The sequence below is a fragment of the Lactobacillus sp. ESL0237 genome, assembly GCF_003692985.1.
Lineage (GTDB): Bacteria > Bacillota > Bacilli > Lactobacillales > Lactobacillaceae > Lactobacillus > Lactobacillus bombicola.
This window is the reverse complement of record NZ_REHE01000010.1, coordinates 262,671-285,036: the sequence shown is the minus strand read 5'-3', so window position 1 is coordinate 285,036 and position 22,366 is coordinate 262,671. Positions and strand designations below refer to the sequence as shown.

Annotated in this window: 20 protein-coding genes; 18 read left to right on the top strand and 2 right to left on the bottom strand. The window is 35.8% G+C overall.

Features of this window, described 5'->3' with window-relative positions:
* Positions 1-147: 147 nt before the first annotated feature.
* Entirely contained in the window at positions 148-1,494 is a 1,347-nt protein-coding gene (locus F5ESL0237_RS06720; protein WP_122022250.1) for a threonine/serine exporter ThrE family protein, read from the bottom strand.
* 158 nt (positions 1,495-1,652) lie between these two features.
* Here F5ESL0237_RS06720 and F5ESL0237_RS06715 point away from each other — a divergent pair, with 158 nt between their 5' ends.
* The 15 genes from F5ESL0237_RS06715 to F5ESL0237_RS06645 all read left to right on the top strand — a co-directional run bounded on the left by F5ESL0237_RS06715 (position 1,653) and on the right by F5ESL0237_RS06645 (position 18,222).
* Positions 1,653-2,408, top strand: coding sequence for a DeoR/GlpR family DNA-binding transcription regulator (locus F5ESL0237_RS06715; protein WP_122024973.1), 756 nt, complete (start codon positions 1,653-1,655; stop codon positions 2,406-2,408).
* Positions 2,408-3,322 carry a 1-phosphofructokinase gene (gene pfkB, locus F5ESL0237_RS06710; protein ID WP_122024972.1) on the top strand — a complete coding sequence of 305 codons (915 nt, stop codon included), beginning with the start codon at positions 2,408-2,410 and terminating at the stop codon, positions 3,320-3,322. The genes F5ESL0237_RS06715 and pfkB overlap by 1 nt, the downstream gene beginning before the upstream one ends.
* Positions 3,323-3,337: 15 nt before the next feature.
* Positions 3,338-5,284, top strand: a complete 1,947-nt coding sequence (locus tag F5ESL0237_RS06705; RefSeq protein ID WP_122024971.1) for a fructose-specific PTS transporter subunit EIIC — start codon at positions 3,338-3,340, stop codon at positions 5,282-5,284.
* A gap of 216 nt (positions 5,285-5,500) precedes the next feature.
* Positions 5,501-7,207: a LytS/YhcK type 5TM receptor domain-containing protein gene (locus tag F5ESL0237_RS06700; RefSeq protein WP_199688783.1), complete on the top strand. Its 1,707-nt coding sequence runs from the start codon at positions 5,501-5,503 to the stop codon at positions 7,205-7,207.
* Position 7,208: 1 nt separating this feature from the next.
* Positions 7,209-7,937, top strand: a complete 729-nt coding sequence (locus F5ESL0237_RS06695) for a LytTR family transcriptional regulator DNA-binding domain-containing protein (RefSeq protein WP_122024969.1) — start codon at positions 7,209-7,211, stop codon at positions 7,935-7,937.
* Between the two features lie 153 nt (positions 7,938-8,090).
* Positions 8,091-8,525 (top strand): CidA/LrgA family protein, encoded by a 435-nt coding sequence (locus F5ESL0237_RS06690; RefSeq protein ID WP_122024968.1) that lies wholly within the window; start codon positions 8,091-8,093, stop codon positions 8,523-8,525.
* The gene (locus F5ESL0237_RS06685) at positions 8,525-9,250 is read left to right on the top strand and encodes an LrgB family protein (RefSeq protein ID WP_122022244.1); all 726 of its coding nucleotides are present in this window, start codon (positions 8,525-8,527) and stop codon (positions 9,248-9,250) included. Before F5ESL0237_RS06690 ends, F5ESL0237_RS06685 begins: the two co-directional genes overlap by 1 nt.
* A gap of 273 nt (positions 9,251-9,523) precedes the next feature.
* Positions 9,524-10,411 (top strand): metal ABC transporter solute-binding protein, Zn/Mn family, encoded by an 888-nt coding sequence (locus tag F5ESL0237_RS06680; protein WP_370448620.1) that lies wholly within the window; start codon positions 9,524-9,526, stop codon positions 10,409-10,411.
* A 19-nt stretch (positions 10,412-10,430) separates the two neighbouring features.
* On the top strand, positions 10,431-11,624 hold the full coding sequence (locus tag F5ESL0237_RS06675) for an SLAP domain-containing protein (protein WP_122024966.1): 1,194 nt from the start codon (positions 10,431-10,433) through the stop codon (positions 11,622-11,624).
* A gap of 51 nt (positions 11,625-11,675) precedes the next feature.
* Entirely contained in the window at positions 11,676-12,296 is a 621-nt protein-coding gene (locus F5ESL0237_RS06670; protein WP_122025077.1) for a metal ABC transporter ATP-binding protein, read from the top strand.
* On the top strand, positions 12,296-13,093 hold the full coding sequence (locus tag F5ESL0237_RS06665) for a metal ABC transporter permease (protein ID WP_122022241.1): 798 nt from the start codon (positions 12,296-12,298) through the stop codon (positions 13,091-13,093). The genes F5ESL0237_RS06670 and F5ESL0237_RS06665 overlap by 1 nt, the downstream gene beginning before the upstream one ends.
* Positions 13,094-13,252: 159 nt before the next feature.
* Positions 13,253-14,482: a lactate oxidase gene (locus tag F5ESL0237_RS06660; RefSeq protein ID WP_122024965.1), complete on the top strand. Its 1,230-nt coding sequence runs from the start codon at positions 13,253-13,255 to the stop codon at positions 14,480-14,482.
* Positions 14,483-14,833: 351 nt separating this feature from the next.
* A complete protein-coding gene (locus F5ESL0237_RS06655; RefSeq protein WP_122024964.1) occupies positions 14,834-16,327 on the top strand; it encodes an ABC transporter substrate-binding protein/permease in 1,494 nt (497 codons plus the stop codon).
* Positions 16,320-17,066: an amino acid ABC transporter ATP-binding protein gene (locus F5ESL0237_RS06650; protein ID WP_122024963.1), complete on the top strand. Its 747-nt coding sequence runs from the start codon at positions 16,320-16,322 to the stop codon at positions 17,064-17,066. The genes F5ESL0237_RS06655 and F5ESL0237_RS06650 overlap by 8 nt, the downstream gene beginning before the upstream one ends.
* A 10-nt stretch (positions 17,067-17,076) precedes the next feature.
* A complete protein-coding gene (locus tag F5ESL0237_RS06645; RefSeq protein ID WP_370448617.1) occupies positions 17,077-18,222 on the top strand; it encodes an ArgE/DapE family deacylase in 1,146 nt (381 codons plus the stop codon).
* Positions 18,223-18,280: 58 nt separating this feature from the next.
* Here the strand turns inward: F5ESL0237_RS06645 and pepF are convergent, their stop codons facing one another.
* Positions 18,281-20,086, bottom strand: coding sequence for an oligoendopeptidase F (pepF, locus tag F5ESL0237_RS06640; RefSeq protein WP_122024962.1), 1,806 nt, complete (start codon positions 20,084-20,086; stop codon positions 18,281-18,283).
* Between the two features lie 149 nt (positions 20,087-20,235).
* Here pepF and F5ESL0237_RS06635 point away from each other — a divergent pair, with 149 nt between their 5' ends.
* The 3 genes from F5ESL0237_RS06635 to F5ESL0237_RS06625 all read left to right on the top strand — a co-directional run bounded on the left by F5ESL0237_RS06635 (position 20,236) and on the right by F5ESL0237_RS06625 (position 22,357).
* Positions 20,236-21,426 carry an LCP family protein gene (locus F5ESL0237_RS06635; protein WP_122022236.1) on the top strand — a complete coding sequence of 397 codons (1,191 nt, stop codon included), beginning with the start codon at positions 20,236-20,238 and terminating at the stop codon, positions 21,424-21,426.
* 32 nt (positions 21,427-21,458) lie between these two features.
* Positions 21,459-21,824, top strand: a complete 366-nt coding sequence (locus F5ESL0237_RS06630; RefSeq protein WP_122024961.1) for a hypothetical protein — start codon at positions 21,459-21,461, stop codon at positions 21,822-21,824.
* Positions 21,825-21,913: 89 nt separating this feature from the next.
* Positions 21,914-22,357 carry a MarR family winged helix-turn-helix transcriptional regulator gene (locus F5ESL0237_RS06625; RefSeq protein WP_158592434.1) on the top strand — a complete coding sequence of 148 codons (444 nt, stop codon included), beginning with the start codon at positions 21,914-21,916 and terminating at the stop codon, positions 22,355-22,357.
* Positions 22,358-22,366 lie beyond the last annotated feature (9 nt).

Sequence of the window (22,366 nt, the reverse complement as noted above, 5' to 3'; positions counted from 1 at the left end):
AAGAGTAAATAATAAAAAGCCAGCATTTAAAATGCTGGCTTTTTTAATTACTGAGAGAATGGACAGTAATACTTTAGGTCTTAATTTGGTTTTGCCCAGTTTGTCTACGGGGCTACTTAATAAAGTGGCTTTTCTGAATAGCAAAAATCAATCTGCATGGCGCCACTTGGCATCAGTCAAAATTCGAGCAATTAATAGACCAATTGGTAGGGCAATGATAATCATTAAAGCATTCATAATCCAATAAGCCCCGATATTAATATTAGTTATCCCAAAATTAAAGACTGCTTGATACATGTATAGGCCTGGAACCATAATTACAATTGCAGGTACAGTAATTGCAATTCTAGGAAAACCAACCTTGTCACGTACAAAACTGGCAAGTAAGCCGGCTAAAAGGGAACCAATAAAAGCAGCCATTGCGGCTGGTATATGGTTAAATTCAACTAAGCTTAACCTTAATGTGTTAGCGATTGCCCCGATTAAAGCGGCAACTAGCGCCATCGAAGGTTTAGAATTAAACATTACTGAGAAGCCAAATACGCCACAAAAACTGGCAAGTAGACGGAAAATAGTTAATAAAAATGGTGTTAAATTAAGTTTAGGCATTGTACCTGGTGCTAAATTGAGTAGCGTGGCCATTCCCCAACCAGCCATTGTAGCAATCATAATGACCAAGATAGCATAAGCCATCCTTTCTAATCCTGAGCGCATATCAAGTTTAGAGAGGTCTAATCCAGAAGTAATAAAGGGAAAGCCCGGAATAACATACAACATGGATCCAATATAGCCATAGGAGTGACTGGCATCCCAAAGCCAAATTTTCTGTCCTAACTTAAAGCAAATAAAATAAACTGCACAAGAAATGGCTACCCCGGTAGCAATTTTGGCTACTAAGGTGATATGATGTTCACCCATTAAGCCTCGAATATAGTTACCAATTAGTGCCCCTAGAAAAGTACAGCTCATTTCTGGTAGTCCACCACCAAGTAAGAAAATGAAGCTAGCACAGGCTATGCCAGCACTTAAAGCTGCAATATACAGGGGGTAGCTACGTGTATGCTGCTCAATTTTTTTAAGATTATAATCAACTTCACCAATAGTTAAGTAATCATTGTCCCGCTCGAACCGTCTAACAAAATCTTCAAGTGCGTTTAGTTTGTTCATATTGACATTGGTTGAAGCTAGTGCCAATGTTTGTGAATAAGATAGGTTATCAGTATCAAAACAAGTATATTCAATTGTCACTAATCCAATATCAGCCGAGCAGGTAATGTCTAATGCGCGTGCAATTGAATTCATTGAGTCACGAACGCGCCAGGCTCCTGTACCACATTCTAAAAGCATCCCCCCAATTCTGCCAACTAACGAACTTTTTTCAACTAGAGTAATATCTTTGATTAGTGTATCATCAGCGCTTTTATAAAAATCTTTCCAATGGATTTTCATATGATGCTTTGCTGATAAATGATGTTGCATATCATTGACTGCCATAATAACTGGGACTTACCTTTCTTAAAAAGTTATATTTATTCTACCACAACTACCAAAAGAGGATTTTAGACTCATTTTGCATAAAAATGAATTATTTTGAGCGAAAATGATTGCTTTTAATGGTTGAACCGCCTAAAATAACCAGAGAGGTGAAGCGGATGCTAACGCAGGAGCGACAAAAATTAATTGAAAACTACGTTAATCAATATGAACTGTGTCATGTCAGTGATTTGTGTAAAATGACTGCAACATCAGAATCTACAATTCGCCGTGATCTAATTCAAATGGAGCATGAAGGGCGAATTAAGCGCGTTCATGGTGGGGCGCAATCCATTAATAATTTTGCTCATGACGTTTCGCAACATATTCGCTTCACAATGAATCACGAACAAAAGATTAGCATTGCTCATTACGCAGTTACCCATTATGTGCATGAAGGAGACTATATTTTTCTAGATGCGGGGACAACTGCCTATGAAATGGTTCCTTTCTTGGCTGAAGTTGGTCAAATTACGCTGATTACTAATGGTTTAGAAACGGCTTTGAGTGCTCTTACTCATAATATTAAGACCATACTTTTGGGAGGCAGAATTAAAGATGATACCCATGCTGTGGTTGGACAAGCGGCACTTGAACAGCTAGAAAATATGAATTTTGCAGCAAGTTTTATCGGTACCAACGGTATAGACCATGCTGGTGGTTTAACTACACCAGATCCTGATGAAGCGAATATCAAAAAAAGAGCGCAATTACGTTCAGATTGTACTTATGTTCTAGCTGATTCGTCTAAAATTGGTGAGCGTAGTTTTGCAATTTTTGGTAATGTAAAGGATGTTACTGTGATTACAAATGTGCTTCAAGCACAACAAAAAGGTTTATTACCTACTAAGATTAATTTAAGGGAGGCCAATTAATGATTTATACAGTCACTGTTAATCCAGCACTTGATTATGTGATTCAATTAGAAAAGGTAAACGGTGGTGAGGTCAATCGAAGCAATAACTGTTCATTTTTAGCGGGAGGTAAAGGGATTAATGTTTCCCAAATCCTAAATCAACTGAAAATTGATAATACAGCTTGGGGTTTTGTCGGTGGCTTTACTGGTAAAGAACTAGTGCAACAATTAAATCAACGCCGTATTGTTAATGACTTTGTGACAATTTCTGATGTTACTCGCGTTAATGTAAAAATTCATGCTGAACAAGAAACTGAAATTAATGCTGCTGGTCCTAAGATTACTGCACAAGAAATTACGGCTTTTAAAGATCGCTTAAGCGATTTAAAACAAGGTGATATTGTAGTTTTAAGTGGATCATTAGCACCAGGCTTACCTGTAGATTTTTATAAACAGTTACTGCCAACAATTAAAGCAGCCGGAGCAGAATTTGTTGTTGATACAACTGGAGCAGCTCTTTTAGATACTTTAGAATATAAGCCATTGGTCATTAAACCTAATCATCATGAATTAGCCGATTTGTTTAACACTAGTTTTAATTCTGATGAAGAGATGTTGACTTGCGCTCATAAATTACTTGAGATGGGTGCACAAAATGTAATGGTGTCAATGGCTGGTAAAGGTGGCTATTTGATTACTCATGATCATTTTTATCATGCTAAAGGAGCAGTTGGTACCGCTATTAATTCTGTTGGTGCCGGCGATTCAATGATTGCTGGCTTTGTTGGAACCTATGTACAAACAGGGGATCCAGCAGAAAGCTTTCGAATTGGAATGGCCTGTGGTGCAGCAACAGCATTTACTAAAGATATTGCAGTTAAAAGTCAAATTGATGCTGTTTTACCACAAATTAAAGTAGAACAGATTTCGTAATGAGGAAAGATTGAAATGAAAATAAGAGATATTTTAGCTCCAGAATCAGTGATTATGTCACTGAAGGCGACTAACAAAGAAGATGCTATTCAAGAAATGGCTGATTTGGAAGTTGAAACTGGAATTGTTAATAATGAAGCTGATTTTATTGCGTCAATTTGGGCACGAGAAAATGAATCAACTACTGGAATTGGTGACGGAATTGCAATGCCACATGCTCGTAATGAGTCAATTAATAGGGCACGCGTACTTTTTGCTAAAAGTGAGCAAGGAATTGACTACAATTCGCTTGATGGTCAACCAGTTTACCTCTTCTTTATGATTGCTGCCCCTGCTGGCGCTGACAATACCCATCTTGAAGCTTTAGCCAAATTATCAAGTTTACTAATTAATCCAGATTTAGTAAGTGCTTTGAAGAAGGCCGAGACACCTGAAGAAGTTATTGCTTTATTCGAAGAAGCGGAAGAAAAAACCGATGCGGCTAAGAAAGCTGAAAATGAAAAACCAGCTAGTGATACTGATCAGCCTTTAATCGTTGGTGTTACGGCATGTATCAATGGTATCGCGCACACATACATGGCTCAAGAAGCTTTAATTAAAGCTGGTAAAAAGCGTGGTGTTGAGGTACGGATTGAGACTAATGGTTCTGAAGGAGTTAAAGATAAGTTAACTGCAGCTGAAATCAGTCGTGCCAAGGGTGTAGTGATTGCTTCTGATAAAAAAGTTGATATGCCCCGCTTTGATGGTAAGCCTTTAGTTAATCGTCCTGTTGTTGATGGTATCAATAAACCAGATGAAATGATTGATAATATTTTAAATGATAAAGCCAGCGTTTATCATTCTGATGGTCAAGTATCAGCTGAAGAAGATAACACCAAGCAAAGCTTCTGGGGTTCAGTATATAAGAACTTGATGAACGGCGTTTCTCATATGCTACCATTTGTCATTGGCGGTGGTATATTGATGGCTATTTCATTCATTATCGAAAACTATGCTGGTGGACCAAAATCGCCAGCCTTCATCTTTTTGAATAATGCTGGTAATATGGCCTTTGCCTTTATGGTACCTATTTTATCGGGTTATATTGCTGAATCAATCGGTGACTTACCTGCTTTAATGCCGGGATTTGTTGGTGGATTTATGGCAACAGTTTATAGTGGTGCATATGGTGGAGCATATGTGGCTAATGTGGTAACTAATGCAAAATCACCAGCTGGATTTTTGGGTGGACTTGCCTCCGGATTTATTGCTGGATATTTAGTAGTTGGCTTAAAGAAACTATTTGCCAAGCTACCTAAATCTCTAGAAGGTATGAAGCCAATGCTAATTTACCCAATTTTAGGTTTGTTATTGATTGCGCTTATCATGTACTACATTGTTAATCCAATTTTTAGTTCAATTAACTTTGCAATTACTAATTTCCTAAATCAAATGGGGACAGGTAATTTAGTAGTACTAACAACTATTTTAGCAGCGATGATGTCAATCGATATGGGTGGACCTTTCAATAAAGCAGCTTATGTATTTGCGTCTGGTGCTTTTGCTAATGATCCTCATTCAACAGTTGCAGCAGTGATGATGGCTGCTGTAATGGTTGGTGGAATGGTACCCGCTTTTGCGACAGCTATCGGGACTACTTTCTTTAAGGATAAGTTTACTGAAGATGAACGTCGTGCAGGTATTACTAACTGGATTTTAGGTTTCTCATTTATTACTGAAGGAGCAATTCCGTTTGCTGCAGCTGATGCTAAGCATGTTATTCCTTCATGTATTGTTGGGTCAGCAGTAGGTGGAGCTTTAGTTGGTTTTTGGCGGATTGGTGTGCCAGCACCTCATGGTGGTTTATGGGTATCGCCGCTAGCTAACCATATTTTACTTTACTTTGTAGCGACTATTGTAGGTTCAATTGTAGCTGGTGTGATTTTAGGATTGTGGAAGAAGAATATCAATCATAATAATTAACAACATAATATTTAATAAAAAATCTCAATCATTTGGATTGAGTTTTTTTATTTGCTGTTTATAACCTAAAATGAGCAATTAAAAATGTTTTGTATATTGTAAAATTAGTATTATGGCATAATAGAGTTAAAATTGGAGTCGTCGAACATAAGTTAAAGAAGTGAGCATAATTTGTTTAATCTATTTATTTTATTGTCAGAGCGATTAGGTCTTATTATGGTTCTGGCATTCATGCTTGTAAATATGCGTTTTTTTAGGAATCTAATTGAAAAAAGAACGCTTAAATCGCAAATATGGTTATTTATAATTTTTTCAATCTTTGTAATTATTTCAAATTTGACGGGGGTAGAGATTTCGAATTCGAAAGAAATTGTAACACCACTTATTATTACTAAAATGTCTCAATCTGATTCGATTGCTAATACAAGAATGTTAGTAATTACTACAGCTAGTTTGACCGGTGGACCTTATGTTGGAATGTTGGTTGGATTAGTGGGTGGCTTACATAGGGTAATTTTTGGTGGCTTTTCTGATTATTTTTATATTGTTAGTTCAATCTTAATTGGATTCTTAATTGGTTTCTTGGGAGATCGTGTTAAAAAAAACAATTTGTACCCGTCTACACTCTGGACAGTAGTTTTAGCATTGCTAGCTGAATTAATTCAGATGGTCTTTATTTTCGTATTTCGTGGTTTTGGATTGGTTAAATTGATTTTTGTTCCGATGATATTGCTTAACTCAATTGGCTCTTACTTGTTTATTGAGATTTTGCAGACTTATTTATCTAATGAAAGACAATTACGAGCGGTTCAAACTAAAGATGTTTTGGAATTAACTAACAAGACACTACCTTATTTTCGCAATGGACTCGATCTTGATTCGGCTAAACACGTTTGTCAAATAATTAAAGAATATACTCATTTTGATGCAGTCGGCTTGACCGATCAAAGAAATGTTTTAGCTCATATTGGCATGGGAGAAGATCACCATATTTCGGGAGAGCCAGTGCTTACTGATATGTCTAAATATGTAATTTCAACTGGAAAGGAGAAGGTGGCGTATTCCAAAAAAGACATTGGCTGCCCTCACAACAATTGCCCCCTGACTTCAGCAATTGTTTGTCCATTAAGAGTTAATGATGCAACAATTGGAGCATTAAAGCTCTACTTACGTGAAGGACGGGAAATGACGGTTGTTGAGGAAAATTTGGTTCGGGGATTAGCGATGATTTTTTCTGGACAATTGGCAATTGGAATTGCTGAACAACAGACCAGCCTAGTTAAGGAGGCTGAAATAAGAGCACTTCAGCTCCAAATTAACCCACACTTTTTATTTAATGCGATTAATACCATTGGGGCATTGATGCGGGTAAATGTTGATAAAGCGCATGAAGCATTAATGCAATTAAGTACCTATTTTCGACTCAGTCTTAAAAATGGTCAAAAAAAAGAAATTTCATTAGAACAAGAAAAAAAATATGTTGAAGCATATACAGGAATTGAGACACTCCGCTTCCCTAATAAGTTTTCAATTAATTATCAAATCAAAGTACCGGCTGATACCTTGCTACCACCATTTTGTTTACAAATTTTTATTGAAAATGCCATTAGGCATGCTTTTAAGGGGAGAAAGACCGGAAATAAAATTATGGTTGGTTTGACAAAAAGGGGACAATCTTTGGAAATCAAGGTTAGTGATAATGGAAATGGAATCGATTCAAAAGTTCTTGCTCGTTTAGGACAAGAAGTAATTGATGAATCACGTGGAAGTGGGACCGCACTTTATAATTTAAATCGACGACTGCAAGGGTTATACGGAACGAGTAGCAAACTTAAAATTGTAACTAGTTCTGCTGGTTCAACTTTCAGCATGAAAATACCAATGAAACAAAGTAAAAATATTGAGAAGATAGCAGGAGATTAAGTTGAAAATTTTAGTTGTAGATGATGAACCGTTAGCACGAACGGAATTATTATATTTAATTAAAAAGAGTCCGAGTTTAAAAAATCCCCCAGTAACACTTTATCAAGCAGAAGATATTAAAGAAGCTCAAGGAATTTTGCTAAAGTATCCAATTGATTTATTGTTTTTAGATATTTCATTAAATGATGAAAATGGCTTTGAACTTGCAGAAGAATTGAAGCAGTTAGCTCACGCACCACTAATTATTTTTGCCACTGCATATGATGACTATGCGGTTAAGGCTTTTGATATAGGGGCGTTTGACTACATACTCAAGCCATTTGAGCAAAAGAGAATTGACCGTGCTTTAAAAAAAGCTACTGCAAATTTAACAACTAAATTTCAGAAGACATCAAGTACTGAAAGTGAAGTTCTGATTGTTGAACTTGATGATCGAAATGTGGTAATTAAAAAAGCAAATATAGTTGCTGCTACAGTTAATAACGGAGTATTAACGATTACCACTGTCAAACAAAAGTTTGAAACAAGGAAAACTTTGGCCTGGCTAAAGCAGCATTTAACTGATGTAACATTTGTCCAAGTTCATCGTAACGCTATCGTAAATATCGGAGATATTAAAGAAATTCAGCCGTGGTTTAATCATACCTTATTACTTTTGATGAATAATGGTGTCAAAATTCAAGTAGGTCGATCTTATCGAAAAGAATTAAAAAGAAGGTTAGACATGTAAGGACATAAAATTCACCTTAAGCACCTTGTGAAATCGCTTTTAGGTAATTCGTGGTTTATTTTTTGCAGTTCATCCAATAACCAGATACAATTTTCTCTATTTAGCTTATGGTATTACTTGAAAGCAAGTTGTGAGAGAAAGGGAATAGTTTTTATGGAAGAAAAGAAAGTGAAGTCAGCACCAATTTTGGTTCAGATGTTTATTTATGCCGCAATCTTATTTGTGTCACAAATGATTTCAGATTTGATGCCGAGGTCATTTCCGGTACCAACACCAGTGATTGGATTGATTCTACTTTATGTGTTATTAACTACTAAAGTGATTAAGATAGAATGGGTTGACTCTTTTGGCAGTGTCCTAATTTCTTTAATTGGTTTTATGTTTGTTCCATCAGGAATTTCATTAGCGGCTAACTTAAAAATTATGAAAGCACAAGGAATACAGTTAATAATTGTAATTGTAGCAGCTACAATTATTTTGTTAGTGGTTATTGCATATACAACCAGATTTTTTAGTTGGCTTATTAATAAAATAACCGAGAGCCAGGTAAATATACAGCATAAAAAGAAAATAGGAGATGTTAAGTAATGAAATTTATAACTAATCCGTTATTTGGAGTTTTCCTATCATTGATTGTTTTCTTGATTGGTCAATGGCTATTCAAAAAGTCTAACGGCTTCTTTCTTTTCCAGCCTCTATTTGTGGGGATGATTTTAGGAATTGCTGTTTTAGTAGTTCTAGCAAAATTCTTCAATACAACTACAGCAATAGTTTATACTCAAGCCTATAAACCCGGTGGAGATATCATTTTTTGGTTTATTACCCCAGCAACAATTGCTTTCGCTGTCCCTTTGTACAAACGTAACGATGTTGTTAAGAAAAACTGGCTAGTAATTTTACTTGGCTTAGTTGTTGGTACATTTATTTCGATGATATTAATTACGCTTGTTTCTAAAGCAGTTGGTCTTGATAATGTAGGCATTAAGTCAATGCTTAGCCAATCAGCTACCACTGCAGTAGCAATGCCGTTAACTAAGGCAATTGGTGGTAATACTTCAGTAACTGCAATGGCTTGCATTATCAATGCAGTTGTTATTTATGCCCTTGGTAAGCAACTAGTGAGATGGTTTAATCTCAATGAAGATCCTTTAGGTGCAGGCTTAGGATTAGGAACATCTGGTCACACAGTTGGTTCGGCTTTTGCCTTAGAACTGGGATCTGTTCAAGGAGCGATGGCATCCGTTGCTGTTGTTGCAACTGCTTTAGTTGATAATTTGTTAGTTCCAGTCTTTAGTCATATGATTGGATTATAGTTGTTAAAAATTTGTATTATGTTTACTTACACTGGAAACGTACGGGGTATCAAGTACGTTTTTTATTTTATAAAATTTAATTTAATTTATCATGATAAAGAGACAAATTACTGAAATACAATATTAATTGGCTTGTTAGCAATGTTTAAAATGCGTCACTTAAATAGTGGCGCATTTTTAGTGTATAATAGTTATTAATAGTAAGTGGCTATTAAATTTTGTTAGATTTGCTGGTCGCGTTATTTAAAAATATTATAAAAAGGAACGACAATAATAATGAATTTTAAATTTAAAAAATTATTTACTTTAACCACTTTGCTAGGGCTTATAGTATTAACTTTGACTGCTTGTACGCAAACGCCAAAGAAAAATACCAAAATGACAATTGTGACAACAACTAATGTTTATGCAGATATTGCCAAAAATGTAGTTGGCAAATACGGTACGGCAGAAGCGATTATTAAAAATCCGAATTCCGATCCGCATGACTTTGAACCAACAACAAATGATGCTAAGAAATTGGCAAGTGCAGATATAATAGTCGCAAACGGTTTAGGATATGATAGTTGGATGAATAAGCTAGCTTCTTCAGTTGATAAAAAGCCGGTTCTAGTCGGTGAAGAATTATTAGGATTAAAGAAAGGAGCTAATCCGCATATTTGGTTTGATTTGGCGATGCCCAAAAAATATGTCGATGATTTAGTTCAGCGATTAAGTAAGAAAGATCCTACGCATGCAAGTTATTATCGTAAAAATGGGCAAGCATACTTGGCTAAAATCAAAGATATTCAACAAAATGTTAATCAACTTGAGCAACATCATTCGCAGCCTGTCTATGTCAGTGAACCAGTATTTGATTATGCACTCCAAGCTGGTAATTTTAAAATAGCAAATCAAGATTTTGAAAAAGCAATTCAAAATAATACTGATCCTAGTCCAGCAACTATTCAGCAAATGACTGCCGGTATTAAGAAACACAAAATTGCTTTCTTTGTAGTTAACTCACAAACGTCTAGTACAACAGTAAATAACTTTGTGCGTCTAGCACAAAAGGAAAAAATTCCCGTTTTAAAAGTACGAGAAACCATTCCAGTTAAAACTACCTATCTTGATTGGATGACGGATAATTATCATAGCTTAGCTAAAATTGCTAAACAATAGTTATACGAGGAAAGAGAAAATGAAAAAAATTATTGCAGTTTTAGCGTTAGCAACAGGGTTAATTGTTGGTAGCACAGAAACTATGGCTAAGCCAATTACTGTTAAAGCTGATAAAATCAATGATCTGGCTAAGCAGAATACATATAGTGGTTTGACTTATCTTTATAAAATGTTGCAGCAAGAAGGTATACCGTATAACTGCTTTTATGCTGATAATCCCCTCTATTATCGTAAGGGTAAGCCAGAAGGGGTGGTAATTCATGAAACTGCGACGCCTAATGCAAGTGCTCATGATGAAGCAATTTATTTCAATCGTGAATGGATGAATATGTACTCATATGTTCATGCTTTTGTTGATCATAATGGGGTAATTCAGATGATGACACCTAATTATGGCGTTTGGGGAGCAGGTCCTAATGCTAATAATCGCTTCTTTCAAGTAGAATTATGTCAAGAAAATAATATTAATGATTTTGCGAAAAGCATAAATAATGATGCAATTTATGTGGCACAAATAATGCATAGGTATAATATTACGCCAACTAATGCAGTCCATGATGGCAATGGAACAGTATGGTCACATAGTGCCGTCTCTAAGTTCTTGGGGGGAACAGATCATGGTGATCCTGATGGCTATTTTGCTAAATGGGGCTATTCAATGGATAGTTTCTTTGATTTAATTAAATATTATTATGATCAATTAGACAATACAGGTGCCAATACTGGAACTGGTAGTAGCAATAGTGGAGCTGGCAATACTCCTAGCGACAATGGCAATAATAACACTGGACAGACCCCTAATGATAATAATGGTACAGATAATAATTCAACTGATAAAGTATTACCTAAACCAGTTGGTACCAAGATTTTGTTGCATGATGCCCTAATTTATGATGGTAATGGTCGGGCAACAACTGAGCCCTTGAAAAAAGCTGGTGCTAAGTTGACAATTTATGGTGATAAGATTATTAAAGGGCGGAAATTTTTACAAATTGACCTTAACAAGTATGTTGTTGCTAGCAATGTTGAGGGGAGTTTAAGACATTTAACCCATAATGCTTTTGTTTATGATGGTAATGGTTATCGCGTTAAGGTTGGAAAATTACTTCGTGGAATTGATTTGCGCACGTATGGTGGTGCAGTAAAAATCCAAAGTAGTAAATATTATCCAATTGGTTTAAATCAATTTGTTAAAGTTGGTAATTTTAAATAATTAAGTAAGGAGTGCAAATTGGCTGATATTTTGGAAGTAAGTCATTTATCTATGAAATTTGATAAAAAGACGATTTTTTCGGATTTAAGTTTTAAACTGAAACAGGGTTCTATGACTGCACTCTTAGGTCCAAATGGGACAGGAAAAACAACTTTAATCAATATTTTAATGAATATGTTAGTGCCTACATCTGGTAGTTTTGCGTTTGCGAAGACGGTCAGTTTAGGGTATGTACCGCAATTTCGTAATATTGATGCAGAGTATCCGCTGTCAATTGAAGCCTTTGTTGGTTTAAATTCTGCCATTTTTAAAACCAAGAAAACTAAGTCTGCTATTAAAAAGCAACTAGAAGAGACGAATTTATACAAAATTCGCCATACAAGAATGGGCGAGGCATCTGGAGGGCAAAAGCAACGGGCTTATTTAGCTCAAGCGCTTCTAGATAACCCTAATATGATTATTTTAGATGAAGCAACAGCTAGTCTGGATCCTTTAGCTAAAGATGAATTAATGCAACTAATTAAGCATCTTAATGAAAAGCATAAGATAACTGTTTTATTTGTGACGCATGATGTGCCGTTGGCCCGTAAATATATGCAAGATTACCTTTACTTAAATAATCGCCAAATCGAGCAAGGTAAAATAAGCCAATTTGAGGAGGCGTATGAATAATGTTTGCATTTGACTTTATGCGTAATGCTTTTTTAGCGAGTACTTTTATTGCAATAACTTGTGGTACGGTAGGCGTCTATGTTGTTTCACGTAATTTTAGTTTTCTGGCACATACGCTATCGGAAATTGGCTTTGCTGGAGCAGCTTTTGCAGTTTGGCTGGGAATAAGTCCACTTTGGGGGATGTTATTGTTTACCTTGCTTGGATCAATTAGTGTGGGTGAATTATCACTGCGAAGTGAGCAAAAAGAATCATCAATTAGTGCAATTTCTGCTTTGTTTATTGGCTTAGGTGTTTTATTTTTAGCGATTTCTGGTAGTAACAGCAATTATGCGACTAACATTTTATTTGGTAGTATTATTGGTGTTGATAAGCAAGGAGTTTTACAACTGATTATATTATCAGTAATTGTTCTAATGTTAATCTTTGGAATGCAAAAATCGTTAAATTTTGATTCCTTTGACCATATTGGTGCAGTCGCACACGGCATAAAAACTGGAATAGTTAGCTTAGTATTTTTAGTAGCTTTAGCCATGTCTGTTTCTATTGGTGCGCAAATAGTTGGTTCGCTTTTGGTGTTTATTTTATTGACTTTACCACCAGCCACAGCCAATTATCTTGGTAAAACTGTTCCCAGTATGATTGCTTGGTCAGTCTTCTTTGCCCTAATTGGAGTCTGGCTAGGATTATATCTGGGTTTTATTACTAATTTACCAGTAACCTTTTTTATTGCTGTAATTGAAGTAGCTATTTACTTAGTAATTTACTTTATTAATATGTTTAGACATAATTTGTGATTTAAAGTAGCGATGTTATTATTAATTACCTATATTGTGAAAAAATAAGCAATGATAAGACCATTATTAAAGCTAATTTTATTTTATTTCACTAACTCTAGAAAGCTCTTTCATGTATAATAGTATTTAGATAGTTATACATGTAAAGGAGTTTTTTTTATGACAGCTTATTATAATGATTTTCCCCAAAGTGACCGTGATGAATATATAAAGATGATTAACCTTGACGAACTTGAGGAACGGGCCAAAAAAGTAATGCCAGAAGGGGCGTACTACTACATTGCATCAGGTTCAGAAAATGAATGGACATGGCGAAATAATACCGTTGCTTTTAATCATTTTCAGATTGTTCCGCGCGCTTTGACTAATATGGCAGATCCGCAGCTTGATACCGATTTTATGGGAATGAAGTTGAAGACACCAATAATGATTTCACCGATTGCATGTCATGGAATTGCACATCAAGATGCGGAAGTGGCTACTCAAAAAGGAGCAGCCGCAGCAGGAGCATTGTTTAGTTCGAGTACCTATGCTAATAAGAGTGTAGAAGACATTGCTGCAGCTGCTCCTGAGGCACCACGCTTTTTTCAGCTTTATTTAAGTAAAGATTGGAATTTTAATCAAATGGTCTTTGATGCAATTAAAAAAGCAGGCTATCAAGGTATCTTTTTAACTGTAGATGCGCTAGTTTCTGGCTTTCGTGAAGCTAATCTACGCACACAATTCGCCTTTCCAGTTCCCCTAGACTTTTTCACTCGCTATCAAGGTACAAAAGGAGAGGGGCAAACTGTTGCTCAAATGTATGCCTCTTCTGCCCAAAAGATAGGTCCTGAAGATGTTAAGCGGATTAAGGAAATGTCCGGGTTGCCAGTCTTCATTAAGGGAGTTGTCTGTGCTGAAGATGCCTATTTAGCAATGGGAGCTGGTGCTGATGGAATTGTTGTTACCAACCATGGCGGTCGTGAAATTGATGGTGGACCAGCAACAATTGATATGCTACCTGAAATTGCTAAGGCGGTTGACCATCGTGTACCAATTGTTTTTGACTCGGGTGTTCGCCGCGGTTCACATGTTTTTAAAGCATTAGCACTAGGAGCAGATTTAGTCGGAATTGGGCGACCATATCTTTATGGTTTGGCTTTAGGTGGAGCTAAAGGAGTGCAATCAGTAATTGAGCAATTAAATAAGGAACTTTTGATTGATATGCAATTGACGGGTTGTAATACTGTTGCTGATATTCAGCATGCTAAAATCACTAATATTAATTATACGGCTGATAATTTAAGCTCAAATACAGACCCTGAAAGAATCAAGCCTTATCCTGTAACTAAGGAAAACCAACTTAAAGCTGGCGGCATGGATACTGTTTCAGGTGCATCTCATTCATAATTAATTGTTTTTGCCTGTTGATGGGCTTTGTTTAATTTTGAAAAAGATTACTATTGTAAAAATTGATAAAAACCCCGAAGTTGTCTTAACTTCGGAGTTTTTATTATAATCAAATTTAGGAGACTTACTAAAATATTGAAATTTAAATTGTAATTCTATAAAATAAATTAAATTATAATTATGTTTATTTATTTTTGTTATCAATTAACTAAAATAATCTAATTAAATTATTATATTTTTTGTGGCAGGTTCTTTGGATGACTGCTATCTATGTCGAATTTTGAATTAGTCGTTGTGCTTTTATTTTTTGATTATTATAATTATTTTTATTACATACACGGAGGGAAAACAATGAAAAAAGCATGGAAATGGCTTGAAAGTATTCTATTGTTAATGATACTACTAGCCATAATCCCGCAAAATGTTGGTGCTGCTAGTAAAACAGGACCCAAGGTGACAGATAATTATTTACAAAAAGTCAAACAAAAAGGCGAACTGATAATGGGGACTAGTCCTGATTTTCCTCCATATGAATTTGTTAAAAATATTAATGGCAAGTCGAAAGTTGAGGGAATCGATGTTGAAATCGGAAAAAAGGTGGCGCGCGATTTAGGTGTTAAGCTAGTTGTCCGAACAATGGACTTTGATTCATTACTGGTAGCATTAGAAACCGGCAAAATTGATATGGTTATTTCCGGTATGGATGCAACGCCAAAACGGGCACAAAGTGTAGACTTCAGTCATGCATATTACAAAAGTGGCCAGGATCTTTTAATCAGAACTTCCGACAAGAATAAATATCATGATTATCACTCATTTGCCAGCAAGGCAATTGGTGCACAAACCGGTAGTTTACAGGCCACGCTTATTAAAGAGCAGGCTAAAAAAGTTACATTAAAAACAATGGATAAAGATAGTGATTTGATTTTAGGTTTGCAAACTAAAAAGTTTGATGCGGTTGCTGTTGATACCGCTACTGCCGGTGCTTTTGCGAAGAATACTTCTGGTATTACTGCTATTCCATCAGGCTTTAAGGTTGATTCGGCTGGCTCAGCAATTGCTTTTCATAAAGGGGCAAAGAGCTTAGTAAATGCAGCTAATAAGTCGATAGCAGAAATTAAACAAAAAGACCTGATTAATCAGGTTTATTTACCCAAAGCTGGTAGATATTTGACCAATGGTAAAAACCAAAAGGCTGCTAAGGCCTCTAATTCAATGTGGGCATATAAGGATTTCTTTATAGCTGGTGTGGGGTATACTTTATTTATTTCAGCAATTTCGGTTTTCTTCGGCTTCTTACTTGGCGCAATCTTAGCGCTAATGCGGTTAAGCCATAATCAATTTGCTCATACAATTGCTACGGCTTATATTGAATTTGTCCGAGGAACGCCATTAATGGTACAGTTGCTTTTTATTTATTTTGGGTTAGGGCTAATTATTAATATTCCAGCACTATTATCAGGAATTATTGCTGTTGCTCTTAATTCAGCTGCTTATGTGGCTGAAGTAATTCGTTCGGGGGTTAGTTCAATTGCCAAAGGACAAACAGAGGCTTCACGTTCATTAGGGCTTTCTCGCTCAGCAACAATGCGCTATGTGATTATGCCTCAAGCAATGAAAAATATTTGGCCAGCACTTGGTAATGAATTTGTTTCCCTTATTAAAGAAAGTTCAATTGTATCGGTCATTGGAGTTAAAGACTTAATTTATCAATCAAGAATTGTTCAGGCGGATACTTATCGAGGTGTTATGCCCTTAGTCATCACGATGATTTTATACTTTATTATTACTTTTAGTTTATCCAGTTTAATGAAAGTATTTGAAAGGAAAATGAAACATGACTAATGAGACAGTGATTAAAGTTGAACATTTAAAAAAATCGTTTGGTCAAAATGACATTTTAAAGGATATTAATGCTGAGGTTCGGGATGGTCAGGTTATTTGTTTAGTTGGACCATCTGGTGCTGGTAAAAGTACCTTTTTACGTTGTATTAACTTGTTGGATCAGCCAACTGCGGGGAAAGTTTTATTTAAAAACAAAGAATTAACAGCTTTAAGTGAAAATCAACTTGACACTTTACGTGAAAAAATGGGTATGGTTTTTCAACAGTTTAATTTATTTCCCCATATGAATATTATTGAAAATATTAAGTTAGCTCCGATGAAAGTTAAGCATGTTAGTGATAAAGAGGCTACAGCAAAGGGAATTGAGCTCTTAAAACAAGTGGGACTGGAAGATAAGGCTGATACTTTTCCGGCCAGTCTTTCTGGAGGGCAACAACAGCGAGTTGCTATTGCGCGGGCCTTAGCAATGGGACCAGAAGTAATGTTATTTGATGAACCTACATCTGCACTTGATCCTGAGATGGTTGGTGAAGTTCTTAAAGTAATGCAGGATTTAGCTAAAAAAGGGATGACAATGGTTGTTGTAACGCATGAGATGGGTTTTGCCAAAAATGTGGCTGATGAAATTTGGTTTATGGCAGATGGTTATATCCAAGAAAAAGCGAAACCAGAAGAATTTTTCTCACACCCAAAAACACAAAGGGCTCAAGACTTTTTGGCGAAGGTATTAGAAACGTAAGAGAGGGAAAATGGTGGATGAGAAGCGTGCAATAAAGATTTTGACTGATTTATTAGCAATTGATTCGGCGAACGATCATGAAAGCTTAGTGGCAGACTATATAGCAGCTTTATTTGCTAATTACCCAGTCCAAATTGAGCGTATTACTTATAAACCTGGTCGGGATAATTTAGTTGTTACACTAGGCAATAAGGGACCGTTATTAGGCTTTTCTGGTCATGAAGATGTTGTAGATGCTGGGAATCAAACCAATTGGCAATTTCCACCGTTCACACCAACGCTTTATAATGGAAAAATTTATGGTCGTGGAGCCAGTGATATGAAATCAGGGTTAGCTGCAATGATTGTATCAATGCTTGACTTGCTTGAGAGTGGTAAAAAGTTACCTGGTCGAATTCGTCTTTTGGCTTCAGTTGGTGAGGAAACTGGTGAATATGGGGCTGCGCAACTAACCAAGAAAGGTTATGTTCAAGACTTGGACGGACTTATTATTGGTGAGCCATCCAATTTTAATATTCGAGTAACGCATAAAGGGATAATCGATTATTATGTGTCTTCAAGTGGAAAATGCGTACATTCCTCTATCCCACAAGAAGGTAAAAATGCTATTATGCCACTAATTCAGTTTACACAACAAGCGCAATCTTTAATGGATAGTCACCAAGAAAAAGATCCTATTTTAGGTTCTTTGACACATGTGATTAGTCAGATTCAGGGTGGTAATCAAATTAATTCTGTGCCAGATCAGGCTTGGCTTTCTGGTAATATTCGGACAACTCCGAAATATCCGAATGATCAAATTTGTGGTGAGTTAGAACAGATAATTGCAAAATTAAATTCTCAAGGAGCAAAGCTTTCAATTCGTTATAGTTATCCTGAAGTACCCCTACCAGATCAATCTAATAGTCAATTAGCCAGATTAGCGCAAGAAGTCGTTCAGCAAGAATTTGGTAAAGATTGCGAATTTACAGCAGGAACAGGTGCGACTGATGCCTCTGAATATATTCAAGCTGGCAATTTTCCTGTAATTATTTTAGGGCCAGCGGAAGGTAAAACTGATCATCAACCCAACGAATTTATTAAAATAGAGGACTACTTATTAGGATGTAAATTGTATCAGGTATTAGCTTGGCGCTTTTGGCAAGAATATATTTAATTATAAGAATGCGATAACTAAAAAGCACTTTCGTTAGAAAGTGCTTTTTATATAAATATTATTTGAAATTATTATTCACAATAGTTTCAAATTCTTCAAGTCGCTTAGCAAAGGTAGCAAAGGCTTCTTCTAAATAATCAGGCTTAGTCATATCAACACCTGCAGCTTGCATAATTGCTACGGGGTAATTACTAGAACCCGATTTTAAAAAGTTGATATAAGCTTCTTTTTGTTGCACTGTGCCATAAACAATCTTATTGGCCAAAGCAGTGGCTGCTGCAAATCCGGTTGCATATTGATAGACGTAAAAATTATAGTAGAAGTGTGGTATACGAGCCCATTCTTTATCAATAGCGCTACCAGCTTCAACTGCATCGCCATAGTAGCGCTGGTTAAGTTTACCATAGGCGCTATTAAGAAAATCAGCAGTTAATGGTTCACCTTGGGCATCCATTTGATGAATGTATTGCTCAAATTCAGCAAATTGCGTCTGCCGATACAGTGTCCCTTTGAATGAATCAAGATAGTAATTAAGTACGAAGGCTCGCGTCAAAGGATCGGTAATATTTTGAAGAAAGTACTCAGTCAAAATATTTTCATTAGTGGTTGAAGCAATTTCTGCGACAAAAATGGGATAATCACCATAGACGTAGGGTTGATTTTGTCTTGTAAACATACTGTGAACTGAATGTCCGGTTTCATGAACTAATGTATAAAGAGAGTCGACATTATCGGCCCAATTTAACAGCTCATACGCGTCAGTATCATAAGACCCACCTGAATAAGCTCCCGTAGTCTTATGTTGCGATTCAACCACATCAATAACGCGATTATTAAATAGATAGTCTACTTGACGTAAATAATCATTGCCAAGAGGAATTAATGCCTTTTTAGCCTCAGCTTTAGCTTGCTCAAAAGTATATGTCAGGGAAGGTTTACCCGTTAAAGGTACATACATGTCCCACATTTGTAAATCATCAAGGTTAAGGATTTTTTTACGTAAGTTAACGTAGCGGTGCAATAAATTTAGATGCTTGTCCACGGCTTTAATTAGAGTGTCATAAACAACTGAAGGTATATTATTCTCAGCTAACGCACTTTTTTGGGCGGAACCATAATGATGAACCTTGGCAATATAGTTATGCTTTTTAACAACTCCGGCAAGGGTTGAGGCCAGTGAATTTTGAAATTGCTCATAAGTAGTGTACATTGATTCAAAGGCACCTTGGCGAACAGTACGGTTTTGGGATTGAATTAAAACAGAGTATAACCCATCAGATAGTTGTACCATTTCTTGCTGATCATTTTCGACATAACCATATTCCAGATCAGAATTAGTTAATACATTATAGGTGTTTTCAGAAGTTTCTAGGGCATCACCGGCAGCGGCAATAAGCTTTTCTTCTTCAAAAGTTAGTGTATGGGGCTTAAGTTGGACGATTTGTTCTAATAAGTGGTCGTATTCGCTAAGGCGTGGTTCTTCTTGTTTGAACGCAGTCAGCTTTTCTTGAGAAAGATTTAAAATTGCGGGATTAATGAAGGCAGTTGCGGCTGCAAAGTCACTGGCAATCGCTTGAGCACGAGCAACGTAATTTAAGTAATGTGCGTTAGTTGTATCAACATCACTTGACATTGTAGCGTAAACATAGATTTTTTCTAGTTGGCGCTGAACTAGTAATATTTTAGTTAAACCAGCATAAAGATTATGACCGGAATTAGTAAAATTAACTTGTACATCGTTTAAAGTAGATATTTCTTTTTTTATCTGATTATATGCATCCTCCCAAGCATTATCGGATTGATAAACGCGGGTTAAGTCCCAAGTAAGATTGACAGGTACATCTTTTCTTTTCGGAATGGTCATTAAAGTTTCTCCTTTATATATGTTTGATAATAATTATGCCAAAAAGCAAAAAATAAGATATTATTAATTATATTTGTTAATATTCTAATTCAACTTTGAAAGTGATACAAATAAACATGGACAAATCATGAAGGGATTAAATAAAAGTAATGAATCCAAATTCAAAACGTAGAGAAGACTATCGTAGAAGGAGAGCGTCTACGAATCTTTATCGTAATCAAGTTTTTGCTAAACCCAAAGTGACCAACAAAGGTAATATATTTGCTAGAATTTGTGGTATTATTGCGGTTTTTGGGATTTGTTGCAGTCTAGCATGGGCTGCGCATATGTACTTTACCTTGCATAGTGCAATTGATGGTGAAAGTGGTAATTTTGCTACTTCAGCGCGGATTGCCAATAAGCAACCAATTTCAATTTTAATTCTAGGAGTCGATCAAGGTATTGAAGGCCGTCATGATCGAGGAAATTCAGATACTTTAATCTTGGCAACAGCTAATCCAGATAAGAGTAAGGCAACGATGACCTCAATTCCGCGTGATACATTAGCGAATATTTTAGGCGATCCTGGTGATAAATATAATATTTTTCGGGTAAATTCTGCTTATGGTGTTGGAGGGAGTTCCGCTTCAATGCGCACGGTATCAGCACTTCTGAATGTCCCTATTTATTATTATGTGGAAGTTAATATGCAGGCGCTTAAAAATCTGGTGAATGCAGTTGGTGGGGTAGATGTTAACGTACCATTTAAGTTTTCTTATGATTGGTGTGATTTCCATAAAGGTAAGCAGCATTTAAATGGACGTCATGCGGTAGCTTATGTGCGGATGCGGCATGATGATCCGCGGGGTGATTATGGCCGACAAATGCGGCAACGGCAAGTAATTACGGCCGTCGTTAATAAAGCAATTTCAGTAGACTCTGTAGCTAATTATCGCAAACTAGTCAAAATTTTTACCAAATATGTGAAAACTAATCTGACCTTTAATGACATGCTAGCGTTGGCCTTAAATTATCGCAATTGTTCCCAAAATCTTGATAGTAATTATATTCAAGGCCATGATGCTTGGATAAATGGTTCATCAATTCAAGTGGCTCCAACCAGTGAACTGCAAAAAGCTTCCAATAAACTACGTACTAACTTAAATCTGACAAAAGAAGTCTTGGATAATGATGAAACGCGATTGAACACCATGAATGAACAAAATAATAATATTAAATGGAAAGATCCCAATCCATTTACTAATTATCAAATTTATCATTCAGTTATTTCGAGTGAAGAAGATAATAAATCTCAAAGTAGCGCTGATACAAGTGTAAATGTTAATGCAATCGATAAATAGAATTTTTTGAGTAAAAAGTAGAAAGGATAAAAATGAAAAAACAATCAATTTTCCCCATAATTTATGGCTTGATTTCTGCTTTAATTGCCTTTATCGCTGTTTTTTTTATTGCTCAGCATTCTTTTAACTGGGGAGTATCTCTTTCAATTTTAGGAGCTAGTTTTTTTGCAATTATTTTTTTCATTTTGTCATGGTTTCGTGGACATGCCTCAGTTGAAATTAAGCGCATAGCTAGTGAATTTAACTTATCAGATGAAGATTTAGCTCAAATTACTGGAATGAAAAAAACGGATTTCCCCATCTATAATAATAAGTTACAGTTGATTTTACCTAAACATTATTGGCCTAGGGTTTTAGATGCGCTACAAAAGTATGAACGGGAAAGAAAATCACTTTAAGCTAAATCGTAGTAAGGTTATTAAAAAATTCACTTGCTACTATTGCTTTTTATAAAATGTATAGTAAACTACATATTTGTGAGGTAAAAATGAAAAAAGAAATTGGGTCAAAGATTAAAGTTGCAAATACCTTAATTGAACGCGAGCTTAATAATCAAATGAGTAGTATATTTGGTAATTATCGTCTTACTGGTGTCCAAAGTATGATTTTAGTTGTTCTTTATGAGGCAGATAATGAACCTATAATTCAAAAAGAATTAGCTGACAAGTTTGTGTTAAGTCATCCAACTATTCGTAGTGTTGTTAGACGCTTAGAAAATGCTGGATTGGTTCAAACCGGTTTTTTAGCCAGTGATCATCGGCAGGTGACTTTGAATTTAACCCTCAAGGGAAGGGACCTAATGCGGGCAAAAATTGATAAAATATATGCTGTAATGAATGAAGTTAATCATAAAATCAGCACGCATCTAACTGAAAGTGAGAGCAATAAGTTGGTTAATATATTAGATGTTATCATAAATAATTTAAAATAATTATTTATC